The sequence below is a fragment of the Arthrobacter sp. UYP6 genome, assembly GCF_040547315.1.
Taxonomy (GTDB): Bacteria; Actinomycetota; Actinomycetes; order Actinomycetales; family Micrococcaceae; genus Arthrobacter_B.
On record NZ_JBEPPM010000010.1, the window covers coordinates 79,646 to 102,922 of the forward strand.

At 61.9% G+C, this 23,277-nt stretch carries 23 protein-coding genes and 2 tRNA genes; 17 read left to right on the top strand and 8 right to left on the bottom strand.

The genetic code is table 11. The features are described from left to right. Positions 1-38 precede the first annotated feature (38 nt). The 5 genes from ABIB35_RS10175 to rpmH form a co-directional block, all read right to left on the bottom strand. On the bottom strand, positions 39-611 hold the full coding sequence (locus ABIB35_RS10175; protein WP_354181088.1) for a Jag family protein: 573 nt from the start codon (positions 609-611) through the stop codon (positions 39-41). After that, positions 608-1,570 (bottom strand): membrane protein insertase YidC, encoded by a 963-nt coding sequence (gene yidC / locus ABIB35_RS10180; RefSeq protein ID WP_354181089.1) that lies wholly within the window; start codon positions 1,568-1,570, stop codon positions 608-610. Before yidC ends, ABIB35_RS10175 begins: the two co-directional genes overlap by 4 nt. Positions 1,571-1,579: 9 nt before the next feature. Continuing rightward, entirely contained in the window at positions 1,580-1,951 is a 372-nt protein-coding gene (gene yidD, locus ABIB35_RS10185; protein WP_354181090.1) for a membrane protein insertion efficiency factor YidD, read from the bottom strand. A 28-nt stretch (positions 1,952-1,979) separates the two neighbouring features. After that, on the bottom strand, positions 1,980-2,327 hold the full coding sequence (gene rnpA, locus ABIB35_RS10190; protein WP_354181091.1) for a ribonuclease P protein component: 348 nt from the start codon (positions 2,325-2,327) through the stop codon (positions 1,980-1,982). A gap of 62 nt (positions 2,328-2,389) precedes the next feature. Then, positions 2,390-2,527 carry a 50S ribosomal protein L34 gene (gene rpmH / locus ABIB35_RS10195; RefSeq protein ID WP_056010217.1) on the bottom strand — a complete coding sequence of 46 codons (138 nt, stop codon included), beginning with the start codon at positions 2,525-2,527 and terminating at the stop codon, positions 2,390-2,392. Positions 2,528-3,005: 478 nt separating this feature from the next. Here rpmH and dnaA point away from each other — a divergent pair, with 478 nt between their 5' ends. The 12 genes from dnaA (at position 3,006) to ABIB35_RS10255 (ending at position 16,004) form a co-directional block, all read left to right on the top strand. Beyond that, positions 3,006-4,424, top strand: coding sequence for a chromosomal replication initiator protein DnaA (gene dnaA, locus ABIB35_RS10200; RefSeq protein WP_342023247.1), 1,419 nt, complete (start codon positions 3,006-3,008; stop codon positions 4,422-4,424). Positions 4,425-4,988: 564 nt separating this feature from the next. Continuing rightward, positions 4,989-6,113: a DNA polymerase III subunit beta gene (gene dnaN / locus ABIB35_RS10205; RefSeq protein WP_354181093.1), complete on the top strand. Its 1,125-nt coding sequence runs from the start codon at positions 4,989-4,991 to the stop codon at positions 6,111-6,113. Positions 6,114-6,161: 48 nt separating this feature from the next. After that, entirely contained in the window at positions 6,162-7,091 is a 930-nt protein-coding gene (gene gnd / locus ABIB35_RS10210) for a phosphogluconate dehydrogenase (NAD(+)-dependent, decarboxylating) (protein WP_354181094.1), read from the top strand. A gap of 90 nt (positions 7,092-7,181) precedes the next feature. Continuing rightward, a complete protein-coding gene (gene recF / locus ABIB35_RS10215; RefSeq protein WP_354181095.1) occupies positions 7,182-8,366 on the top strand; it encodes a DNA replication/repair protein RecF in 1,185 nt (394 codons plus the stop codon). Then, a complete protein-coding gene (locus ABIB35_RS10220; RefSeq protein WP_502915768.1) occupies positions 8,350-8,949 on the top strand; it encodes a DciA family protein in 600 nt (199 codons plus the stop codon). Before recF ends, ABIB35_RS10220 begins: the two co-directional genes overlap by 17 nt. A 275-nt stretch (positions 8,950-9,224) precedes the next feature. Further along, the gene (gene gyrB, locus ABIB35_RS10225; RefSeq protein WP_354181167.1) at positions 9,225-11,273 is read left to right on the top strand and encodes a DNA topoisomerase (ATP-hydrolyzing) subunit B; all 2,049 of its coding nucleotides are present in this window, start codon (positions 9,225-9,227) and stop codon (positions 11,271-11,273) included. 57 nt (positions 11,274-11,330) lie between these two features. Beyond that, positions 11,331-13,961 (top strand): DNA gyrase subunit A, encoded by a 2,631-nt coding sequence (gene gyrA / locus ABIB35_RS10230; protein WP_354181096.1) that lies wholly within the window; start codon positions 11,331-11,333, stop codon positions 13,959-13,961. Beyond that, a complete protein-coding gene (locus ABIB35_RS10235) occupies positions 13,958-14,467 on the top strand; it encodes a DUF3566 domain-containing protein (protein ID WP_354181097.1) in 510 nt (169 codons plus the stop codon). The genes gyrA and ABIB35_RS10235 overlap by 4 nt, the downstream gene beginning before the upstream one ends. 130 nt (positions 14,468-14,597) lie before the next feature. Then, positions 14,598-14,671 (top strand) — tRNA-Ile (locus tag ABIB35_RS10240). A gap of 45 nt (positions 14,672-14,716) precedes the next feature. Then, entirely contained in the window at positions 14,717-14,836 is a 120-nt protein-coding gene (locus ABIB35_RS10245) for a DLW-39 family protein (protein WP_354181098.1), read from the top strand. 68 nt (positions 14,837-14,904) lie between these two features. Further along, positions 14,905-14,977 (top strand) — tRNA-Ala (locus tag ABIB35_RS10250). A 112-nt stretch (positions 14,978-15,089) separates the two neighbouring features. Beyond that, on the top strand, positions 15,090-16,004 hold the full coding sequence (locus ABIB35_RS10255) for a DMT family transporter (protein ID WP_354181099.1): 915 nt from the start codon (positions 15,090-15,092) through the stop codon (positions 16,002-16,004). A 75-nt stretch (positions 16,005-16,079) separates the two neighbouring features. On the opposite strand, the gene ABIB35_RS10260 is transcribed toward ABIB35_RS10255, so the two are convergent. Next, positions 16,080-17,054 carry a hypothetical protein gene (locus ABIB35_RS10260; protein WP_354181101.1) on the bottom strand — a complete coding sequence of 325 codons (975 nt, stop codon included), beginning with the start codon at positions 17,052-17,054 and terminating at the stop codon, positions 16,080-16,082. Between the two features lie 153 nt (positions 17,055-17,207). On the opposite strand from ABIB35_RS10260, the gene ABIB35_RS10265 reads away from it, so the two are divergent. After that, on the top strand, positions 17,208-17,750 hold the full coding sequence (locus ABIB35_RS10265) for a peptidylprolyl isomerase (RefSeq protein WP_354181102.1): 543 nt from the start codon (positions 17,208-17,210) through the stop codon (positions 17,748-17,750). 330 nt (positions 17,751-18,080) lie between these two features. Continuing rightward, the gene (locus ABIB35_RS10270) at positions 18,081-18,683 is read left to right on the top strand and encodes a rhomboid family intramembrane serine protease (RefSeq protein ID WP_354181103.1); all 603 of its coding nucleotides are present in this window, start codon (positions 18,081-18,083) and stop codon (positions 18,681-18,683) included. 509 nt (positions 18,684-19,192) lie between these two features. Here ABIB35_RS10270 and ABIB35_RS10275 read toward each other — a convergent pair. Beyond that, complete coding sequence (locus tag ABIB35_RS10275) at positions 19,193-19,444, bottom strand: cell division protein CrgA (protein WP_354181104.1); 252 nt, start codon at positions 19,442-19,444, stop codon at positions 19,193-19,195. Positions 19,445-19,661: 217 nt separating this feature from the next. Here ABIB35_RS10275 and ABIB35_RS10280 point away from each other — a divergent pair, with 217 nt between their 5' ends. From ABIB35_RS10280 to ABIB35_RS10290, 3 genes are read left to right on the top strand one after another with little or no spacing between them, the layout of a single operon-like run. Continuing rightward, a complete protein-coding gene (locus ABIB35_RS10280) occupies positions 19,662-20,468 on the top strand; it encodes a class E sortase (RefSeq protein ID WP_502915769.1) in 807 nt (268 codons plus the stop codon). A gap of 2 nt (positions 20,469-20,470) precedes the next feature. Then, positions 20,471-20,641 carry a hypothetical protein gene (locus ABIB35_RS10285; protein WP_354181105.1) on the top strand — a complete coding sequence of 57 codons (171 nt, stop codon included), beginning with the start codon at positions 20,471-20,473 and terminating at the stop codon, positions 20,639-20,641. Between the two features lie 5 nt (positions 20,642-20,646). Beyond that, entirely contained in the window at positions 20,647-21,309 is a 663-nt protein-coding gene (locus ABIB35_RS10290; RefSeq protein WP_354181106.1) for an aminodeoxychorismate/anthranilate synthase component II, read from the top strand. Between the two features lie 31 nt (positions 21,310-21,340). Here the strand turns inward: ABIB35_RS10290 and pknB are convergent, their stop codons facing one another. Continuing rightward, positions 21,341-23,275, bottom strand: coding sequence for a Stk1 family PASTA domain-containing Ser/Thr kinase (pknB, locus tag ABIB35_RS10295; RefSeq protein WP_354181107.1), 1,935 nt, complete (start codon positions 23,273-23,275; stop codon positions 21,341-21,343). Positions 23,276-23,277 lie beyond the last annotated feature (2 nt).

Below are 23,277 nucleotides of genomic sequence, written 5' to 3' on the forward strand. Positions count from 1 at the left end.
AATTCCTTGTCTGCGGTGCAGTTTCCAGCGTTGGGCCCCTAGGAGGCGGGCAGGGAAACCACAATGTGTCGTGCGGTCCCCTCACCCTCAGATTCGCTAATAAGTCCGAGGTCGGCCACGGCGTCGTGCACAATCTTGCGTTCATAGGCGCTCATCGGGGCAAGCGCGACTTCCTCGCCGCTTTCCCGGGCCCGGGTGGCAGCCTTCTCCGCGATGATCTGGAGCTCAGCGCTGCGCTCCCGACGGTAGCCGGTGATATCCAGTACGAGGCGGGACCTGCTGTCAGTGGCAGTCAGAACGGATAGCCGTGCCAGTTCCTGAAGAGCTTCAAGCACCTCGCCGTCCTGTCCTACAAGGTGCTGCAGGCCGGTCGCGTCCCCTGCCTCCGCCACCACGGAAATGTAGGTCCGGCCGTTGCGGACCTCAATGTCAATATCACCGTCGATATCGGCAATGTCCAGCAGTTCCTCAAGGTAGTCTGCCGCGACGTCTCCCTCTTCTTCGAGGCGCCCGGGGCGGACCGTTTCTGTGTCATCAGCAGCCGCAGTAGTAGTAGTTTCCGCGGACTCCGGCACGGTTTCGGGGAACTCCGCCACGGGCTCAGTGGTCATCGCTTCTTCCTGTTCTTCCGTTGGGGCTGCTGACGCTGAATCTTGGTGGCTACCGGGGCCGGTTCAACGGTATCGGTCTTCTTTTCACCGAGCAGGGGCACCATCGGAAGGCCCTTCTTGGCACGGCGCTCGGCCATAGCCTTCGCCGCGGGGGAGCCCGGTGTGGGCATCCGGCGGATCACGAAGAACTGCTGGCCCATGGTCCACAGGTTGGTGGTGGTCCAGTAAATGAGGACACCGATGGGGAAGTTGATTCCGCCAATTCCGAAGACGAGCGGCAGGATGTAGAGCATCATCTTCTGCTGCTTCATGAAGGGGCTCGCCAGCGCTTCTTCGGACATGTTCTTGGACATGATCTGTTTCTGCGTGATGAACTGCGAGGCGGTCATCGCAACAATCATGATGATGGACAGAATGACGACGGCGGTCTGCCCGCCTCCGGTGCCGCCGTGCAGCAGCGAGGAGGACAGCGGAGCGCCGAGGATGGAAGCGGCATCAAACTGCTGGATGGCATCCGCCGAAAGTGCGCCAATGTGGGTACCGTCGTCGCTGGCCTTCGACACGCCGCTGAGGACCTGGAACAGGGCGAAGAAGAACGGCATCTGGATGAGCATAGGCAGGCAGGCCGCAAACGGGTTGGTGCCGTGCTTCTTGTACAGGGCCATCTGCTCCTGCGTCATGGCCTGACGGGAGAGCTGATCTGTTTTGCCCTTGTACTTCTGCTGGAGCTTCTTCAAATCGGGCTGCAGTGACTGCATGCCGCGCTGGGCCTTGATCTGCTTCACAAAGACCGGGATCAGGGCGGCCCGAATAACGATCACGAGGCCGATGATGGACAGCGTCCATGTCCAACCGGATGCGGCATCCATCCCGAGGAACACAAAGCCCTCGTGGAAGATCCACATGATCCAGGACACAACCCACTTAAAGGGGAAAAGTATCGTACCGAAGAAACCCATTTATACTCCTCAGGCCGCTTCGCGGCTGTCTTCGTCGGCTGGAATCACTGGATGATTCAGCACAATAATCCTCGGAACCTGGTTGTGGTCCCAAATCCTGTTTCCATGCGGGACGTGGTCCACCCCGCCGTCGTTCCACGGGTGGCAGCGAATAAGCCGTCGTGCGGCAAGCCAGGTACCGCGCACAGCGCCGTGCACAGTGACTGCTTCCAACGCGTAGGCGGAACAGGAAGGAAAAAACCTGCAGACCGGTCCGTACAGTGGCGAGATGGTTTTTCGATAGGCGATCAGCAGGCCGATCAGCACATATCGGGGAAGATTCCACACCCATTTGGCAATCGTCTGAACAGCGCCTGCCGGATGTATACCGGAGCGGCTCATCAGTGGATCACCCCTTCTGGCTAAGCGTTCAAACACGGTTGAGTTTGCCCACACAAGTGCGGAGCGTTCCCAAGTAGTCCGAGCGGAGATCCTCCCATGACGCCGTTGCCGCCGGAGGCAATGCACGGACAACAATGTCGAAGCCGGTGGGATACTCACGCAGACTTTGGGCAGCTGCTTCCCTCAGTCTTCTCTTAACGAGGTTGCGTGTCACTGCGTTCCCGACGCTTTTGGCGACGATGAAGCCTACGCGGGTAGGGCCTTGCCCCGTTTTCACCGCATATAAGACTACGTTCCGGCGCCCACTGCGGGCACCGGAACGTACAGTATGAGAAAAATCCGTCGACGTCCGCACCCGGTTCCCTATGGCCAACATTCAGACCACCTGGAATCGGTTGCGGAGCTGCGGGTAGGCAGCATCGACAAACTTGAGGCTATTTATGCCGACAGTTCGGTACGGCCCTTGGCGCGGCGTGCGGAAAGGATCCCACGGCCTGCACGGGTACGCATGCGAAGGCGGAAGCCGTGCTTCTTGGCACGACGGCGGTTATTCGGCTGAAAAGTCCGCTTGCTCACGGTAGTTACTCCAAGACAATCTGAGTTGCGCTGGCTTGCTACGACAAGGGGGAAGAACAAGCGGCGCTTATTTCATGTGTCTGACTGCTCTCAACCCGGACCTGGACCCTGATTCCCAGAACCCTGATGGGCATGAATGAGTGCAGATAGCAGACACAAAGGACTTCTCCACGTTATGGGGCAGGACCGCCCCCCGTCAAACCGAAGACACCCGCCTTAGGCCGCCGGCCTGTTTATACAGTTCCATCCACACCTGTGGACAACTCCCTCCAGCATAGCCACCCACAGGGTGGTGTGAGCCCTGTCCCAGAGCCTATCCACAGCTGGAATTCAGCTACCACCGGGGTAAATCATCCCTTAGGCTTGGCCTCGGGCCTTTTATCCACCAGCTGTGCATAAGTCTGTGGATGAACTGCCGGAAACCCGCTCGGGCTTCCATGTTTTCTGAGACCGCTGAGGGCGATCACGAGAGGTTTTTGTGGGCACGGACGAAATCAACGACGTCGGCAGTTCCTGGCGCAAGGTCATTCGGACACTCGAAACCGATGACCGCGTCTCTCCTAGGCAGCGCGGATTCGTGGTTTTGGCCCAGGCGCAGGGCCTGATTGGAACCACTCTGCTGGTGGCGGTTCCGAACGAGCTCACCCGGGAAGTACTGCAGACCCAGCTCAAGCACATCTTGGATGAGGTCCTGCGCGGCGTCTTCCAGGCCGACATTCAGTGTGCCTTTGTCATTGATTCGGACATGATCCCCGCTGTAAAGGCCGATCCGGAACCCGAACCCGAGCAGCCGGCTCCCAGCCCGGTTCCCTCCGGCGAAAGCGCTCCCTCACCCACCCCGCCAAGCACCAGCCAGGAATTCGGCCGGCTGAATCCCAAATATGTGTTCGAAACCTTCGTGATTGGCTCCTCCAACCGTTTTGCCCATGCGGCAGCGGTTGCGGTGGCCGAAGCTCCGGCCAAGGCCTACAACCCGCTGTTCATCTACGGCGACTCCGGGTTGGGTAAAACTCACCTACTTCACGCCATCGGGCATTATGCGCGCCACCTCTACACCGGTATCCGCGTCCGGTACGTCAATTCCGAAGAGTTCACCAACGACTTCATCAACTCGATCCGGTACGACGAGGGTGCCAGCTTCAAGCAGCTCTACCGCAACGTGGACATCCTGCTCATTGATGACATCCAGTTCCTGGCCAACAAAGATGCCACCCAGGAAGAGTTTTTCCACACCTTCAATGCCCTCCACAACCACAACAAGCAGGTGGTCATTACCTCCGACCTGCCGCCCAAGCAACTCTCCGGCTTTGAGGAACGCATGCGGTCCCGGTTCGAGTGGGGCCTGCTCACCGACGTGCAGCCGCCGGAGCTGGAGACCCGCATCGCCATTCTCCGCAAAAAGGCCATCGGTGACAGCCTGAGCGCTCCGGACGATGTTCTGGAGTACATCGCATCCAAGATCTCCACGAATATCCGTGAACTTGAGGGTGCACTAATCCGGGTGACTGCCTTTGCCAGCTTGAACCGGCAGCAGGTGGACGTGGGACTGGCCGAGATTGTGCTCAAGGACCTGATTACCGACGACGGCGCCCAGGAAATCACGGCCGCCTCGATCCTGGGGCAGACTGCCGCCTACTTCCAGATCAGTCTGGAGGAACTGTGTTCCAAGTCCCGGACCCGCACGCTGGTGACGGCCCGGCAGATTGCCATGTACCTGTGCCGTGAGCTGACTGACATGTCGCTGCCGAAAATCGGCCAGGAACTCGGTGGCCGCGATCACACCACGGTGATCCATGCTGATCGCAAAATCCGTGAACTGATGGCTGAGCGGCGGGCCATCTACAACCAGGTCACGGAACTGACGAACCGGATCAAGCAGCAGCAGCGCGAGGCATAATCCGCGGCACTGCAGCGATCGGGAGCCCCGCAGGGGCCCGAAATTAACATTTGTGGACAAGGGTGTGGATAACCCGGTGGATAACTTCCGGATAGCAGTGCTTCCCTGTGGATACGCGGAATTACAAAAAAGTTCCCCACAGTCATCCGCCGAAGCTGCAGCGGGGACCCACAGGTTATCCACAGGCAAAAAACGCCTTGACGCCCCGATCGACTAGGTTATCCACAGTATCCACAGGAGTTATTAACACTACGAACCTTAAGAAATTCAGTTCCACCAAATAACATCTGACCTTTCCTGACCGAACATCCTCCCCTCACCGGAAGAACATCGGATGTCTTCCTCGAAGATCGGATGGGGTCTCAGGAGTTACTGCCGGCACCGTGCATCTCCTGTAGGTCGGACGCTAAGCTGGCACAGAGTATTGTTGTCATTCGCGACCCGTCCTGCGATGGTGTTCGCATGCGGCGAAGCTGCGGCGCCGCATGCGCCGGCGATGCTCCCTCACTTGTCATGAAGATTCGGTTGTACTGAAAAGTACGTTGTGAAAGGCGGCACCCTGCTGTGAAGTTCAGAGTTGAGCGGGATGTTCTGGCCGAAGCGGTTACCTGGACAGCGCGTTCCCTCTCGCCCCGTCCTCCGGTTCCGGTTCTGTCGGGCCTGCTGATCAAGGCGGAGAACGGATCACTGAGCATCGCCAGCTTCGACTACGAAATCTCGGCCCGACTCCAGATCGCCGCCGATATTGCCGAAGAGGGCACCATCCTGGTTTCGGGACGGCTGCTGGCCGAAATTTGCCGAAGCCTGCCCTCAGCGCCCGTTGAAGTTGAAACCGACGGATCCAAGGTCACGCTGACCTGCCGCAACAGCCGCTTCAACCTCGCCACTATGCCCGTGGCCGAGTATCCCGAACTGCCGGCCCTGCCCGAGGTTAGCGGCGTCGTGGACGGCGATGCCTTTGCTCAGGCTGTAAGCCAGGTCATCATCGCCGCCAGCCGTGATGACACCCTGCCGATCCTCACCGGCGTGCGGATGGAGATCGAAGATGATCTGATTACCTTCCTGGCCACCGACCGGTACCGGCTGGCCCTGCGCGAGCTGTCCTGGAAACCCTCCACCCCCGGAATTTCCACCAGCGCGCTGGTCAAGGCCAAGACCCTCAACGAAGTGGCCAAGACCCTTGGCGGTGCCGGAGACCTGAACATCGCCTTATCCGATGACAGCGAACTGATCGGCTTCGAAAGCGGCGGCCGGCGCACCACCTCGCTTTTGGTGGATGGGGATTATCCCAAGATCCGCTCGCTCTTCCCTGACAACACACCGATCCACGCCACAGTGGAAACCACTGCCCTGGTGGAGGCCGTACGCCGTGTCTCGCTGGTTGCCGAGCGGAACACCCCGGTCCGGCTGGCCTTCACCGACGGCCAGGTCACCCTGGACGCCGGCACGGGCGAAGACGCCCAAGCCTCCGAGGCTCTGGAAGCATCCCTGATCGGGGATGACATCACCGTTGCCTTCAACCCGCACTACCTCAGCGAAGGCCTGGGAGCTTTCCCGAGCAAATACGTGCGCTTTTCGTTCACGACGCCGCCCAAGCCCGCCGTGATATCCGCCCAGGAGGAACTCACCGGAGATGACCGTGAAGACTACCGCTACCTGCTGATGCCGGTGCGGTTGCCCAACCAGTAGGTCGGGGCGCGGAAACCCGTCCGCGGATGCGAGAAAGAGGAACCTGCCATGCACATAGGCCTCATCGGACTCGGCAAAATGGGTTTCCACATGCGCGAACGGCTGCGCCGCAACGGCATTGACGTCACCGGCTTCGACCGGAATCCGGGGGTCAGCGATGTCATGTCGCTGACCGAACTGGTTGCCGAACTGCCGTCCCCGCGGGTGGTGTGGGTGATGGTTCCGGCCGGTGCAGTCACGGATGCAGTGATCACCGAGCTAACTGAGGTGCTGTCCCGCGGCGACCTGGTGATCGACGGCGGAAATTCCCGGTATGACGACGATATCCGCAACGCGGAAAAGCTCGCCCTGTCGGGAGTCCGGTACATGGACTGCGGTGTTTCCGGAGGAGTCTGGGGCCAGGATAACGGCTACGCGCTGATGGCGGGCGGCGCCGACGAGGACATCAGGCTGGCCATGCCGATTCTGGACGCCTTAAGGCCTGAGGGAGACCGGGAGCGCAGCTTTGTCCATGCCGGCGCCGTGGGTGCTGGGCACTACGCCAAAATGATCCATAACGGGATCGAATACGGTCTTATGCAGGCCTATGCCGAAGGATACGAGCTGCTCAGCGCCAAGGACATCGTCACCGATGTTCCGGGGATCATGCGCGCGTGGCAGGAGGGCACGGTTATCCGGTCGTGGCTGCTGGACCTGGTGGTGAATGCGCTGGACGGTGACCCGGAGCTGAGCCGCATCGCCGGCTATGCCGACGATTCCGGGGAAGGCAGATGGACGGTCCAGGAGGCGGTAGCCAATGAAGTTCCGGCACCGGTCATCACAGCGGCGCTGTATGCCAGATTTGCGTCACGGCAGGATGATTCACCGGCCATGAAGATGGTGGCAGCGCTGCGGAACCAGTTTGGCGGACACAGTGTGCGGCCCGCGGAACCGACCATGCCGCCGGCAGCCGTCGATGAAACCGGCAGCCCGGAGTAGTGCACGGCAGTAGGGTGGAAGCACAGCAAAAAACACCGGGCTGCAAGCCCGCGGAAGACCAATCGGAAGACAGGACAAAGGTGGACGGGTTTGTACATTGACTACCTCTCCCTGACCGGTTTTCGCAGCTATGTGCAGCTTGACCTGGAGCTTAAGCCCGGTGTCACAGTTTTTGTGGGCCCCAACGGAACCGGCAAAACCAATATTGTTGAAGCGATCGGCTATCTGGCGTCTCTGTCCTCCCACCGGGTCAGCAACGATGCCCCCCTGATCTCCTTTGACGCTGAACAGGCGCTCGTGCGTGCCCGGCTGGTGCGCGGCAGCCAGCGCACCAGCGTGGAACTGGAGCTGAATCCCGGGCGGGCCAACCGTGCCAGGATTAATCGGGCTAACCCAGTGCGGGCGCGGGACATCCTTGGCATTTGCCGCACCGTCCTGTTTGCGCCCGAAGACCTCGCCCTGGTCAAGGGCGATCCGTCCAGCCGGCGCCGGTTCATCGACGACCTGATTGTGTCCCTGGTTCCGCGGCATGCAGCAACGCGCAGCGACTATGAGCGGGTCTTGAAGCAGCGCAATGCCCTGTTGAAATCCGCCCGTGCCGCCGGACGCTTCACTTCTTCCCACGAGGCAACGCTGGAGGTGTGGGACCAACACATGGCCGTTGCCGGAGCGCGTCTGCTCGCAGCCCGCCTTGAGGCACTGCAGCGGTTGCAGCCGCATCTGCAAAGCGCCTACCGGGACCTGACGGATGGCAGTAAGACCGCCCGGGCCGTGTACCGCTCAACGCTCCAGGGGGCAGTGAACGATGACGGCGCCGTCGTCGGCGATTCCGATCCGGATGAGTTGTACGGCCTCAACGAGCCCGAGCTGGTGGAACGTTTCCTGGCCGCCTTTGGCGCCAACCGCCGCCGTGAGATTGAACGGGGCGTTTCCCTGGTGGGACCGCACCGGGATGATCTGGAGCTGATCCTTGGACAGGCTCCGGCCAAGGGATATGCCTCCCACGGTGAGACCTGGTCTTTTGCCCTGGCACTGCGTCTGGGCACTTATTATCTGCTTATTAGTGACGATGACAGTCCGGGGGCAGGACCCATCCTGGTCCTGGACGATGTTTTTGCCGAACTTGATGTCCAGCGCCGCGGCAGGTTGGCCGGGATCGTTTCCGGAGCGGAGCAGGTGCTGGTGACAGCCGCCGTGGCGGAGGACATTCCCGAATCCCTGGCCGGGGAACTGGTTACCGTGGTTCCCGGAGGCATCAGTGTTCCCGCACTCTGATTCGGATTCCGGCGCCGGGGCTGAACTGCCGCCGCCGCGCCATGCCGACCAGCCGGAAACCGGCCAGGACGGGGAGGAAGCGGAAATCCGCCAGGATGCCGCCCAGGCCCAGCTGAACCGGATGCGCCAGGCGGCCCAGTCCCGCGGCGATCAGCGTATTTCCCCGAGCCGGCGCAAGGCCGGCCAGCGGAGGGCACCTCTGCCGTTCATTCCCGGTGAATACACCGGGCGGGATCCCCAGGGCGTGGGCAAGCTCTTTAACCGTTTTGTCAGCGAGAGGGGATGGAATTCCCCCGTTGCCGTGGGTTCGGTGATCTCCCGCTGGAAAGAATTGGTGGGACCGGAGGTCAGCTCACACTGCACCCCAGAGTCATTCTCGGACACCACCGTGCAGGTTCGCTGCGACTCTACCGCCTGGGCCACCCAGCTGCGGCTGCTGCGCAGCTCGCTGATCAGTCGGTTCGATGCGGAACTTGGTCCCGGCGTGGTGACAAAAATTGACGTCATAGGGCCGGCGGCACCGAACTGGCGTAAAGGACTGCGCAGTGTCAAGGGGCGGGGCCCCCGCGACACATACGGGTAGGAAAACGGCGAGAAAACGGAGCGCGGAAGCGGTTCGCCGGTAGTTGTCCAGAGCCGTTCAGCGGCCCGAAACCCCCTCCAGCCATATCCGGACCTAAAGACGGGCCTGAAATGGGCTCAAAACCTGCTTTGGTGGCCGCTAAGGGGGTGTTTTGGGCCGTAATGACCCCGGTGACACGGTAGAATTGGAAGTTGAGGCGCCTGCCCTGGGGGAAGGCGTCAAAAACTGACCAACACACTGAGGAGTCGACAGCACCTGTGGCTAACGACAATGAGATGGACAACGCTGACGTAACGCCAGAGCACCACAGCGAGGCTGAAGAGGCCGCTCCGCACGAGTACGGTGCCAACGAAATTACCGTGCTGGAAGGTCTGGAAGCTGTCCGGAAGCGCCCGGGCATGTACATCGGTTCCACTGGTCCGCGCGGGCTGCATCACCTCGTGTACGAAGTTGTGGACAACTCCGTGGATGAGGCTCTGGCTGGCTACTGCGACCGGATTAACATAACGCTCCGGGCCGACGGCGGTGTCCGGGTTGAGGACAACGGCCGCGGCATTCCGGTGGATATGCACCCCACGGAAAACATCCCCACCGTCCAGGTGGTCATGACCATCCTGCACGCCGGTGGCAAGTTCGGTGGCGGCGGTTATGCCGTATCCGGTGGTCTGCACGGCGTGGGCATCTCAGTGGTTAACGCCCTCTCCGCCCGCGTGGAAACCGAAATCCGCCGGCAGGGCTTTGTCTGGAATCAGACCTTCGCCGACGGAGGACACCCGGTGGGCGGCCTGCGAAAGGGCGAAGCGACCGAGGCAACGGGCACCATCCAGACGTTCTATCCGGATCCCGCGATCTTCGAAACCACGGAATTCGATTTTGAAACCCTTCGGGCCCGCTTCCAGCAGATGGCGTTCCTCAACAAGGGCCTGCGCATTGTCCTCACGGATGAGCGGACGGTTGAAGAGGACATCGAAGAGATCGCCGCAGCTCCGGCCGAGGACCGCGAAGAAACCGGCCCCAAGCACCGCGTGGTCGACTACATGTACAAAGACGGGCTGCTGGACTACGTCAAGTACCTGAACTCCTCCAAGAAATACGAAGCCATCCACGACGATGTCATTGCCTTTGAAACCGAAGACAATGACAAGAAGATGGCCGTTGAAATGGCCCTGCAGTGGACCACCGCCTACTCGGAGAGCGTCCACACCTACGCCAACACGATCAACACGCATGAGGGCGGCACCCACGAAGAGGGTTTCCGCGCCGCCATGACGTCACTGATCAACCGGTATGCCCGCGAGAAGAACATCATCAAGGAAAAGGATGACAACCTCACCGGTGACGACATCCGCGAAGGCCTGACCGCTGTCATTTCCGTGAAGCTGGCCGAGCCGCAGTTCGAAGGCCAGACCAAGACCAAGCTGGGCAACTCCGAGGTCAAGGGCTTTGTGCAGCGTGTGGTCACCGACCAGCTCGGCGACTGGCTGGAGCGCAACCCCGGCCCCGCCCGCGACGTGATCCGCAAGTCCATCCAGGCCTCCCAGGCCCGCCTCGCAGCCCGCAAGGCCCGCGAATCCACCCGCCGCAAGGGCCTGCTGGAATCCGGCGGCATGCCCGGCAAGCTCAAGGACTGCTCCTCCAAGGATCCGTCCAAATCCGAGATCTACATTGTGGAGGGTGACTCCGCAGGCGGCTCCGCCGTCCGCGGCCGCAACCCCGAAACACAGGCCATCCTGCCGCTGCGCGGCAAGATCCTGAACGTGGAGCGTGCCCGCCTGGACCGCGCGCTGGGCAACGCCGAAGTCCAGTCCATGATCACCGCCTTTGGTGCGGGGATCGGCGAGGACTTCGATGTGGAGAAGGCCCGTTATCACAAGATTGTGCTGATGGCCGATGCCGACGTGGACGGCCAGCACATCACCACCCTGCTGCTGACCCTGCTCTTCCGCTACATGCGCCCGCTGATCGAAAGCGGTTTTGTGTACCTGGCGCAGCCGCCGCTGTACCGGATCAAGTGGTCCAACCACGCCCATGACTACGTCTACAGCGACCGGGAACGCGACGAAGTTGTGGCCCGCGGCCTGGCCAACAACCAGCGCCTGCCCAAGGACAACGGCATCCAGCGCTACAAGGGTCTGGGCGAGATGGACTACACCGAGCTCTGGGACACCACCATGGACCCCGACCACCGCACGCTGCTGCAGGTCACCATGGACGATGCCGCCGCCGTGGACCAGATCTTCTCCGTCCTGATGGGCGAAGACGTTGAATCCCGCCGCAACTTCATCCAGCAGAACGCCAAGGATGTGCGCTTCCTGGACATCTAGGACCATGCCACCCCTGCGCCCGCGGATTTAAAGAGCTTTTGAGGAACGGAACAACCAATGAGTGAAGAGACCCTCTCAGACCGGGTTGAACAGATCGATCTGCAGACTGAAATGCAGCGGTCCTACCTGGATTACGCCATGGCGGTCATCGTCGGGCGTGCCCTGCCGGACGTGCGGGACGGACTGAAGCCCGTGCACCGCCGCGTGCTGTATGCGATGTTCGACGGCGGCTACCGTCCCGAGCGCTCGTTCAACAAGTGCGCACGCGTGGTGGGCGAAGTCATGGGCCAGTATCACCCGCACGGCGACTCGGCCATCTACGATGCCCTGGTCCGCCTGATCCAGGACTGGACCATGCGCTACCCGCTGGCCCTGGGTCAGGGAAACTTTGGCTCCCCCGGCAACGACGGCGCCGCCGCTCCCCGGTACACCGAAACCAAGATGGCACCGCTCGCCATGGAAATGGTCCGCGACATCGACGAGGAAACCGTCGATTTCATGGACAACTATGACGGCCGCAACCAGGAACCCACCATCCTCCCGGCGCGGTTCCCGAACCTTTTGGTCAACGGTTCCTCCGGCATCGCCGTGGGCATGGCCACCAACATTCCGCCGCACAACCTCCGTGAAGTTGCCGACGGCGTTCAGTGGTATCTGGAAAACCCGGAGGCTCCTAACGACGTCCTCCTCGAGGAATTGATCCGCCGGATCAAGGGCCCGGACTTCCCCACCGGCGCGCAGATCCTGGGCCACAAGGGGATTGAGGACGCCTACCGCACCGGCCGCGGCTCCATCACCATGCGCGCCGTGGTGAACGTGGAAGAACTCCAGGGCCGCACCTGCCTGGTGGTCACCGAACTCCCCTACCAGGCCAACCCGGACAACCTCGCGATCAAGATCGCCGAGCTGGTTAAGGATGGCAAGGTTTCCGGCATCGCCGATATGCGCGATGAGACCTCCGGCCGCACCGGCCAGCGCCTGGTGATCGTGCTCAAGCGCGACGCCGTGGCCAAGGTGGTGCTGAACAACCTCTACAAGCACACCCAGCTGCAGGAAAACTTCGGTGCCAACATGCTGGCCATCGTGGACGGAGTGCCGCGCACCCTCAGCCTGGACGCCTTCATCCGCCACTGGGTTACCCACCAGCTCGAAGTGATCGTCCGGCGCACCCGCTACCGGCTGCGCAAGGCCGAAGAAGTCGCGCACATCCTCATCGGCCTGCTCAAGGCCCTGGACGCCCTGGATGATGTCATTGCCCTGATCCGTCGCTCCACCACGGTGGAAGAGGCCCGTACCGGTCTCATGGGGCTGCTGGACATCGACGAACTGCAGGCACAGGCCATCCTGGACATGCAGCTGCGCCGCCTGGCCGCCCTGGAACGCCAGAAAATTCAGGATCAGCACGCCAAGCTTCAGCTCGAAATCGCCGAATACAACGCTATCCTCGCGTCCGAATCCCGCCAGCGCCAGATTGTCAGCGAAGAACTGCGCGAGATCACGGACAAGTACGGCGACGACCGCCGCACCCACATTGTGATGGGCTACGACGGCGACATGAGCATGGAAGACCTGATTCCTGAAGAGGAAATGGTGGTCACCATCACCCGCGGCGGGTATGTGAAGCGCACCCGCAGCGACAACTACCGCCAGCAGGCCCGCGGAGGCAAGGGCATCAAGGGTGCGCAGCTGCGCGGGGACGACGTCGTCGAGCACTTCTTCGTGACCACCACCCACCACTGGCTGCTGTTCTTTACCAACCTGGGCCGGGTCTACCGCGCCAAGGCATACGAGCTGGCGGAAGCCGGCCGTGATGCGAAGGGCCAGCATGTGGCAAACCTGCTGGCCTTCCAGCCCGATGAACACATTGCCCAGGTGCTGGACCTGCCCGGCTACGATGCAGCTCCGTATCTGGTGCTCGCCACCAAGCGCGGTCTGGTGAAGAAGACCCGGCTGGAGGACTACGACACCAACCGATCCGCCGGCGTCATCGCCATCAACCTGCGCGACGGCGACGAATTGGTCTCCGCCCAGCTGGTGTCCGAAACCGACGACCTGATGTTGGTGTCCCGGAAGGGCCAGTCCCTGCGCTTCACGGCCACCGACGATGCCCTTCGTCCCATGGGCCGGGCCACCTCAGGCGTTACCGGCATGAAGTTCCGCGAGGATGACGAACTCCTGGCCGCCGATGTGGTCACCGCGGATTCCTACGTCTTCATTGTGACTGAGGGCGGCTACGCCAAGCGCACTGCGGTGGAGGAATACCGTGTGCAGGGTCGCGGCGGTCTGGGCATCAAGGTGGCCAAGCTCGCAGATGACCGGGGGCACCTGGTCGGGGCGATGATTGTGCAGGAGGAAGATGAAGTCCTGGTGGTGATGCAGGGCGGCAAGGTTGTCCGCTCTTCCGTGGTGGGGGTTCCCGCTAAGGGCCGGGACACCATGGGTGTTATTTTCGCCAAGCCGGATAAGAATGACCGCATCATTGCGGTTGCCCGCAACTCCGAAAGGGACCTGGGCATCGAAGAGGCCGACGACGATTCGGTTCCCGCCGACGGTGCTGACGGCGCCGGTGAAGGACTTCAGCAGGACGATGCCGAGGCTGTAGGCACCAGTGCGGATGAAGTACCGTTGGCTACAGACAAAACGGCTGAGCAGGATGCTCAGTCAGCAGAAGATGGAGGTAACGAGTGAGCTCGACCAACTCAAATCCCAGGTCGGCGTCGGGCGCAGGACCCCGGGTCAAGACACCCGCGCGTCCCGCCCAGCGCCCCGGAGGTGGTCAGAGCGCTCCGGCCAACCGGCAGCCGCTCGTGAAGCCGGCACCTAAGGCCAAGGCCCGTAAGGCCCGCCTGCTCGTCAGCAAGGTCGACCCGTGGTCGGTGCTGAAGATGGCGTTCCTGCTGTCCGTGGCACTGGGTGTCGTGACCGTGGTGGCCGCAATTGTGCTGTGGACGGTACTGGACCTGACCGGCATCTTTGACCGGGTCAATACCCTGCTCGGTGACATCGCGGGAAGCGAATCCGGCGGCTTTGACCTCCGGGAATTCGCTTCGCTGGGACAGGTGGTCTCCTTCGCAACGATCATCGCCGTGGTCAATGTGCTGCTGCTGACGGCCCTGTCCATGCTCGCCTCCGTGCTGTACAACATTGCCTCCACCCTGGTGGGCGGCATCGGCGTCACTCTCACTGACGACTAAAAGGCTCCTATTTTGGGATTTTCCGTTCGGCCGGCGCGCTAAAAACCGCCGGCCGAACAGAAAAACGGATTCCGATTTGGGTTCCCGGCAGAGGTGGGGTAAAGTTTTATCTCGGCCCGAGAAGGTATCGGGGCGCATAGCTCAGGCGGTTAGAGCGCTTCGCTGATAACGAAGAGGTCCCAGGTTCAAGTCCTGGTGCGCCCACGGAACATCACTGAAAGGTGATGCCCCACTAGGCAAGGAGGCACTGTGAAGAAGTTGCTGGCAGTAGCTGTAGCAGCGGTTGCAGGAATCCTTGTTGCAAAAAAATGGCAGGAAACTGCTGCGGAGAAATCCGTGTGGAAGTCGTCCACTGACCAGGTTGACTGATTTCCAGAAAAGAAGAATTCCGGTTCCGCCGCAGGTCAGGGTGGGATATACTGGATGAGTTCACCTTCGGGGGCATGGCGCAATTGGTAGCGCACCTGCTTTGCAAGCAGGGGGTTCGGGGTTCGAGTCCCCGTGCCTCCACCGAAAGAAAGTCCCAGCCGTATTGGCTGGGACTTTCTGGTTTAACAGCCCCGCCGGCCCGGATAGGCTCGGTGCAGGCCGACTCCCCCTCAGGTCAACTATTGTTGCTCTGGTGATCGTTTTCCTAGCCGTGGTCGGCGTCCTCGGCGTTTCTGCCTCCGGCCCCATTATGGCGGCAACCGCAGCCCCGGCTTTGGCCATTGCGTTCTGGCGCAACGCTTTGGGAGCGGTGGTTATGGGAACCCCCACACTGCTCCGAAACCCGGGCGGATTTTTCCGGCTGACCCGGTCCGAAGCCAAATGGATCTCCATCGCGTCGGTGGCCCTTGCCCTGCACTTCGCCTGTTTCATCACATCCCTGAAGCTGACGTCGGTTGCTGCGGCGACGGCACTGGTATGTCTGCAGGCGGGATGGATCGCCCTCTTTAACGTCTTTCGGGGTATCCCGGTGGCTCCGCGTGTCCTGGCCGGCCTGGGAGCGGCGCTGCTTGGCGTCGTCGTCATCACGGGCTTTGACCTGGCGCTCTCCCGTGAGGCGCTGCTGGGAGATCTCCTGGCCGTTGCCGGAGGGGCACTGGCCGGGCTCTACACCATCGCCGGAAGCAAGGCCCGGGCCACCATGAGCACCGGAACCTATACCTCACTCTGCTATGGGCTGTGCTCCATCCTCCTGCTGGTTCTTTGTGTTCTTTTCCGCCAGCCTCTGGTGTCCTTTGAACCGGCCGCCTGGGCGGGAATCCTGGCCGTGACGGTGGTGGCCCAGCTCCTGGGACACAGCGTCTTCAACCATCTGCTGGCAGTGATCTCGCCGCTGGTGGTATCCATGATTATTTTGCTGGAAATCCCCGGCGCAGCCATCCTCGCCGCCGTGTTCCTGGGAGAGCAGCTGCCGGCAGGAACATACGCCGGACTGGCCATGATCCTGGTGGGGCTCGCCGTTGTGGTGACCGGCCAGGGCCGCCGGTCCGGCCGGGCTGATCCCCTTCTGCCCGCACCGCCGGCCCTGGGCGGGGATGTGGAGAACTAAGGTTGTTCCCCAGCATGCAAAAGAGGGCCCCCGCCAAGCGGGAGCCCTCTTTTAGCGCAGGTGTAAAGCGGTGAACTACTCGGTGGACTTATCCGACTTGTCAGCATGAGCACCGGATGTCTTTACGGCGTCTGCAGCCTTGGCTGCGGCTTCCTTGCTGTGCTTGGCGGCCTCGGCAACCTTGTCGCCGCTGCGTGCTGCAGCACGCTCTGCGGCTTCCTTGATGCTGGCCACGGTTTCCTTGGTTTCCTTGACGGATTCCTTGCCGTTGGCGGCAGCCTTGGAAACCGGCGTCTCAGGTGTGGAGACGGCGGCAGCAGGTGCTGCGGGCTGGGGAGCCGTAGCCGCTGCAGGCTGGGGCGACGCAGGCTTGGGCTCCGGAACCTTGATGGTCTCGGGCTTGGCCGGTGCCGGCGTCTTCCAGGGGTCCTCCACCGGACGCGAGGCGCGCCACGCGGCAACTCCGGCGGCGGCAGCTGCGGCAAGGATGCCGAAAATCAGCCAGCCCTTACCACCGCTCTTCCGGTTCTTACGGGCCTCCTTGGCTGCCTGGGCAGCTGCCTTCTGGGCCTTCTTCAGCGCCTTCTTGTTACCGGTGGCCTTGGCAACAGCCGTCTGGACCGGAACAGAAGCGGCACCCAGCGTGCGGGTTACCGATGACGAAGCATCGCCGATACGGGTGGAGAGGGTGGGAATGTAGTCGTCAACCACCTTGTCGCGCGCACCGGAGATCACCGGAGTGGCGCGGTCCAGGGTGTGCTGGATGCGGGGTGTGGCTTCATCCACTGCGTGGCTGATCCTCGGACCCACCTTGTGCAGACCTTCCTGGATGCGGGGCGTGACCGTGGCTACTCCGGCAGCAACGCCGTCGCCGGCTCGCTTAATGCCTTCCTGGATCTTGGGTGAAGCGGTCTCGATGCCCTTTTCAATGCGGGGCACTGCCCAGTCACGTGCGGCCTCCACCTTGGGTACAGCCCAGTCACGTGCCGTTTCTACGCCTGCAGTGACATTGGCTTCAAAGTCACGGGCCATGCGGTCCTTCTTCTTCAAAACTACCTCCCGGGATAGTGACGGTTCACCCTTACCCTACGTTGACTTGGCAAGTGTTTGCCATCGATGCGCCGGGCGGGGCGGACTTTTCACTGTGCGCTGAACCGGCCAAATTCCGCCCTTCTGCAGCGCTGTCGTGGAAGAATGAGGCATATGACTGCTATTCCTACCGCAATTGCGACCATCCACACGTCCATGGGCGATATCAAGGTCAACCTCTTTGGCAACCACGCGCCCAAGACGGTCAAGAACTTTGTTGGCCTGGCCACCGGCGAGATCGAATGGACCGACCCGGCAACCGGAGAGAAGACCAGCCGCCCGCTGTATGACGGCACCATCTTCCACCGCATCATCAAGGACTTCATGATCCAGGGTGGCGATCCCTTGGGCCGCGGCACCGGCGGACCGGGCTACCAGTTCGACGACGAGATTAACCCGGACCTGGACTTCTCTACCCCGTACAAGCTGGCCATGGCCAATGCCGGTGTGCAGATGGGCCGCGGAACCAACGGATCCCAGTTCTTCATCACCTCCGTGCCCACCACCTGGCTGCAGGGCAAACACACCATCTTCGGCGAAGTAGCCGACGATGAGTCCCGCGCACTGGTGGACCAGCTCAACGCCGTCGCCACCGATATGCGTGACAAGCCGGCCGAAGACGTTGTCATCAACAGCATCACTGTGGAACAGCTCTAACCAGCTCACGGATGCCCCGGCCGAAATTTCGGCCGGGGCCTTTCGTCCATCTGGACTCATTTTCTCTCTGGGAGTAACGCAATGTCGTATGGAGTGCCTGCTGAAACCCCCGCCTCACAGGTGCCGGTCTGTCCGCGTCATCCGGACCGGGTCAGCTACATCCGCTGCCAGCGCTGCGGCCGTCCGGCCTGTCCGGAGTGCCAGCACGCCGCACCCGTAGGTATTCAGTGCGTGGATTGTTTCCGTGAGAGTCAACGCCAGTCACCTGCCTACCGGACTTCTTACGGTGGCAGGGTTTCCACGGGGAAGCCTGTTGTCACGATTACCCTGATGGCCATTTGCGTGGCCTTCTTCGCTGTTCAGTTTCTCTACCCGCCCTTCACCTACGAGCTCTGGTACGCACCCTTGTACACGGGTGTTGAACCGTGGCGAATGCTCTCCTCCGCTTTCCTGCACTCTCCCGGAAACATCCTGCACATCGCTTTCAACCTCTACGCCCTGTGGTTCCTGGGGCAGGGGCTGGAACCGCAGCTGGGACGGCTGCGCTTCGCCTTGCTGTACCTGATCTCTGCGCTGGGCGGTTCGGTGGGTGTACTGCTGCTCAGCCCCATCAACCAGCCTGTGGTTGGGGCTTCGGGCGCCATCTTTGGTCTCTTCGGTGCCCTGCTGGTGGTTCTGCTGCAGCGGCGGGCCAGTGTCCGATCGGTGCTGATCCTGCTGGCCATCAACTTTGCCCTGGGCTTCTTTGTGCCCAACATCGCCTGGCAGGCACATTTAGGCGGGTTGCTCACCGGTGTTGCCTGCGCCGCCGTTCTGGTCTATGCCCCCAAAGGCAAGAACCGGTCCCTGATCCAATTCACCGGCCTGGCCGGAATTGCGGTCTTCCTGTGCGTGATCTCCGCCGTACTTGCAGTCGCCAAGGGACTGACCTGACGCCGGCCGCGTTATCCACAGGGATACCCACAGTGTTAATAACTTGAGGGGGCCGGATGCCTATGCATCCGGCTCCCTGCTGTAGAAGCGGCGGAAAATACGCGCCGATTAAGGATCCAGCTGTGTCGCAGGGATCGGAACCCGGCAGAATTCCCGACCCGACCGCAGCATGCGCTGATCTGGGAATTGCAGCTGCTCCAGGAGTTATCCACAGGGTGGGGACTGCGCTGTGAACAGGTTATCCAGAGGCAAAACTGAGTTACACACATGTAATTCCACAGCTGTGGATAACTCTCAGGCCCGCCATTCCGGGGTTTTTCGAATCGGTGGGCTCAAAGTTACACACACCTGTGGATAACTCTGTGCACAGTGTGTGCACAACGTCTTTTCATTCGCTTGAAAAAACGAGTGCCTCCACTGCCGGTAGCAGGGGAGGCACTCGATGTGGAGCTGAAGAAGGGCTCAGGCCAAGACGGCACCCTGTGGAGGCACCGGATGCAGAAGGACCTTCAGCGCCAGCGGGTGGTCATCAGGAAGCCGACAATGGCAACGCCGAAGCCAACCAGGATGTTTCCGGCACCCAGCGCGGGCACCGGGTACACGCCCTGAGAAATGTAGAAGACGATGATCCACAGCAGGCCGATGATCATTAGCCCGAACATGACCGGCTTGTACCAGACGGGATTTGGTTTCGGCGCTGAGGAGGCCTTGGGGGTCGGTGCTGCGGCTGCTGGCTTCTTGCGGGATTTCGACTCAGGCACGGATCCTCCTAGGAACCGGCTCGCTGGCCGGTGTGTTCGGTCATGGCGGGGCCACGGGTGCAGTAGTGCCGCACCGGACTGCCGCCCGGCTGTATCCTGACTGGGGGCTGCCACCGCACCTGGCTGTTTCCCTTGTACTCATCGTAGCGAATTGCGGGGCTCATACGTGCCGCCCGCGACAGCCCGGATCTCCGTGCTGGTTAACGGAAAGGTAAATGTGGCCACCTCTCGCATCGCCGCGCCTGCTCCCGCAGGTTCCCGCGGCAGGCGGCGGCGACGGCCCGGCCGCAGCCGTGGTCAGCTGGTTATCCAGATCATCGGCGAACTGTTGATTACCCTCGGGCTGCTCCTGGTGCTGTACGTGGTGTGGGAGCTTTGGTGGACGAACATCGATGCGGACCGCAAACAGGATCAGGCTGTGGGCAACCTTTTCGAGGACTTCGACGGCCCGGTGATACCGGCACCCGAGACTGCCGCTGACGGTCCGGACTATGGAGATCCGGCGGTCCTGCCGGCTATCGAGGAGGAAGGCCGAACCTTCGCGGTGGTCTACATCCCGCGATTCGGCGACACCTATTCCCGTCCCGTCACAAGCGGCGTGGGAACCGCAGTGCTGGATTCGCTGGGGCTGGGACACTATCCGTCCACGGCCATGCCCGGCGAAGTGGGCAACTTTGCCGTAGCCGGCCACCGGCAGACCCACGGGCAGGTTCTTGACGCCATTCACACGCTGGTACCCGGAGATAAGATCTATGTGCAGACAAAGGACGGCTATTACACCTATGTCTACCGCAACAACCAGATTGTCCTGCCGGACCGCGTGGATGTCATTGCACCGGTGCCCACCCAGCCCACGGCAGTGCCCACTGAACGGTTCCTGACGCTCACCAGCTGCAATCCGCGGTTCGGTGCCCAGGAACGCATTATTGCGTATGCGGTGATGGATTCCTGGCAGCCGTTGTCTGCCGGACCGCCGGCGGACATTGCGCCTCAGGTTGCCCACAACGCGGAAGGAACAGGCTAAAAATGTACGGTTGGATCTTCAGGAGCCTGCCGGGTCCGTTCTGGGTTCGCACCCTCCTTGCCCTGGTGCTGATTGCCGGCGTGGTGCTCCTGCTCATGAACTATGTGTTCCCCTGGTTCTCCGAATTCAGCTTCCTCAGTCCCCTCACCGACTCCACGATTGGCGGTTCCTAGAACACATGAGCGGTATCCGAATCCTGGTCATCGACAACTATGACAGCTTTGTCTACACGCTGGTTGGCTATCTGCAGCAGCTGGGCGCCGAAACCACAGTGGTGCGTAACGACGACGTCACTCTGGCAGAGGCCATTGAGTTGGCTGACGCGCGCGACGGCGTGCTGGTGTCTCCGGGGCCGGGGGCACCAGCTGAGGCCGGCGTATGCGTGGAACTGATCCGCTGGTGCGGGAACAACAACAAACCCATGCTCGGAATCTGCCTAGGGCATCAGGCGCTGGCCGAGGCATACGGCGGAACCGTCACCCACGCCCCGGAACTCATGCACGGCAAGACGTCCTCGGTAAGACATGACGGCACGGACGTCTTCCAGGGCTTGAAGAGTCCGGTGACGGCAACCCGGTACCACTCGCTGGCGGCGGTGGCCGATACCATTCCGGCGGAACTCGAGGTCACAGCGCGGACCGAAAGCGGAATCATCATGGGACTCAGGCACGTCGGCGCACCCCTGTCCGGTGTCCAGTTCCACCCTGAATCAGTACTGACCGAGGGCGGCTACCAGATGCTGGGGAACTGGCTGGAGGGCCTTGGCCTGGCCGGAGCCGTGGCGCACGCCGCAACGCTCAGCCCGCTGATGTCCACTCCAGCGCAAACCCCGCTGCGCTAGCAGCAATGAGCGCGGCTGGACAGGGCTATTACTAGTCGTCGTCCCTGTTTTTCTTCGCCGATTTGGACGGGCTGGGTTCCGGGGACGCGCTGGGCGAGGGTTCTGCGGTGGGTTCCGCAGGCGCTTTGGCAACGGTGAGGGCGATTGTGCTGCCCTGTTCCACATCCGACCCGCCGGGGATGCTTTGATCGGTCACGATGCCGGGTTCCACCACGGCGTTTTCCACTTCATTGATGGTTACGGTCAATGAGTAGGCCGGATCGGCCAGAATGGCCTCCGCCGATTCCACCGGGATGCCCACCAGATCAGGAACGGTGACGTTACCGGTGGAAAGCACCAGATTAACCGAGGTGCCCACCGGAACGGACTGTCCCAAGCCGGGGGTGGTGGAAAGGACTCTGCCCGCGGGCACGGTGGCGCTGTTGGCCTCACCAGTGGTTCCGCCCTGGAGGTTCAGGCTGCGCAGGGCGTCACGAGCTTCCGGCTCAGTCATTCCGGCGAGGTTCTCAGGAATGACCACAGTTGCCGGCCCCTGGGAGATATAGAGCACCACCTTGCGGTCCAGCGGAACAACGGTTCCGGCTTCCGGCTCCGTTCCGATAGCCAAACCGGACTTCACCGTGTCGCTGTATTGCTGCTCGATGGTCGGCGGACCAAACCCGGCATCCATGATGATATTCAGGGCATCGGTCTGCGTTTTTGACTGGATAGTGGGCATCGTCGCCGTTACCGGCGCCGTTTCCTTGGGATTCAACAGGTTGTAGGCAAGGAAGGATCCGGCCCCGAGCAGGAGCACCAGCACAATGCACAGGGTGGTGATCCAGGCGCGCCGGCGGGCTTTCTGGTCCGGATCGCGTTCTCCGGCATTGCCGATGGCAAACGCCGCCGGGCCGTCGTCGTCCTCGTGACTGTCCTTCGCTTCCGCGGAGGTCGTCAGCGGACCTCCGGAGCGTACCCGGGCCATGGCCCGGGTACGGGGCTCATGCTCGATGGGACCGACGTCGACGGCGGCACGCTTGGGGGGCGCAACAGTCAAGGCCTCGGTTGGGTTGGTGGCCGGAGAGGAATCCGGTGGCGTTGCTACTCCGCTTCGGGCACTCAGGAGCGCTTCCCTGAACGCATGGGCGTCTTGATAGCGGTCCGCGCGGTCCTTTGCCAGGCCGCGCTCGAGGACGGCGTCCAGCGAAGCGGGAATCTTCTCGTTGAAGCTGCTGGCCTTCGGCGGTGCTTCCCGGACATGCTGGTAGGCGACGGAGACCGGACTGTCACCGATGAACGGGGGGCGGCCGGCGAGCATTTCGAACAGCAGGCAGGCAGCAGAATAAAGGTCGCTGCGGGCGTCCACTGTTTCGCCGCGGGCCTGTTCGGGCGACAAATACTGTGCGGTGCCGATCACTGCCTGGGTCTGGGTCATGGTGGCGGCTGAGTCGGCCATGGCCCGGGCGATGCCGAAATCCATCACCTTGACACCGCCGTCGGCGGTCACCATGACATTGGCGGGCTTGATATCACGGTGCACAATGCCTGACCGGTGGCTGTACTCCAGTGCTGCGAGGACGCCCAGAGCATAGTCAACGGCTTTTTCCGTGGTGATTTCCCCGGCCTTGACCAGGTCCCGCAGGGTCCGGCCCGGGACGTACTCCATCACGATAAAGGGCAGACGCACCTCGCCGGGCGAGGACTCCGGTGACTCCTGGTCGCCGGTGTCGTAAACGCTGACGATCGAGGGGTGGTTCAAACCCGCCACGGCCTGAGCCTCACGCCGGAACCGGGACTGGAACAGCGGATCGCGGGCAAGATCAGGGCGCAGAACCTTAATGGCAACGGAGCGGCCCAGCCTGATGTCACGGCCCAGGTACACGTCAGCCATGCCGCCGCGCCCAATGAGCTCGCCGATCTCGTAACGGCCGTTTAATACCCGTTCTGTGTTCAGTGTGGGTTGTCCTTTGAGGAATTCTGCGCTCATAT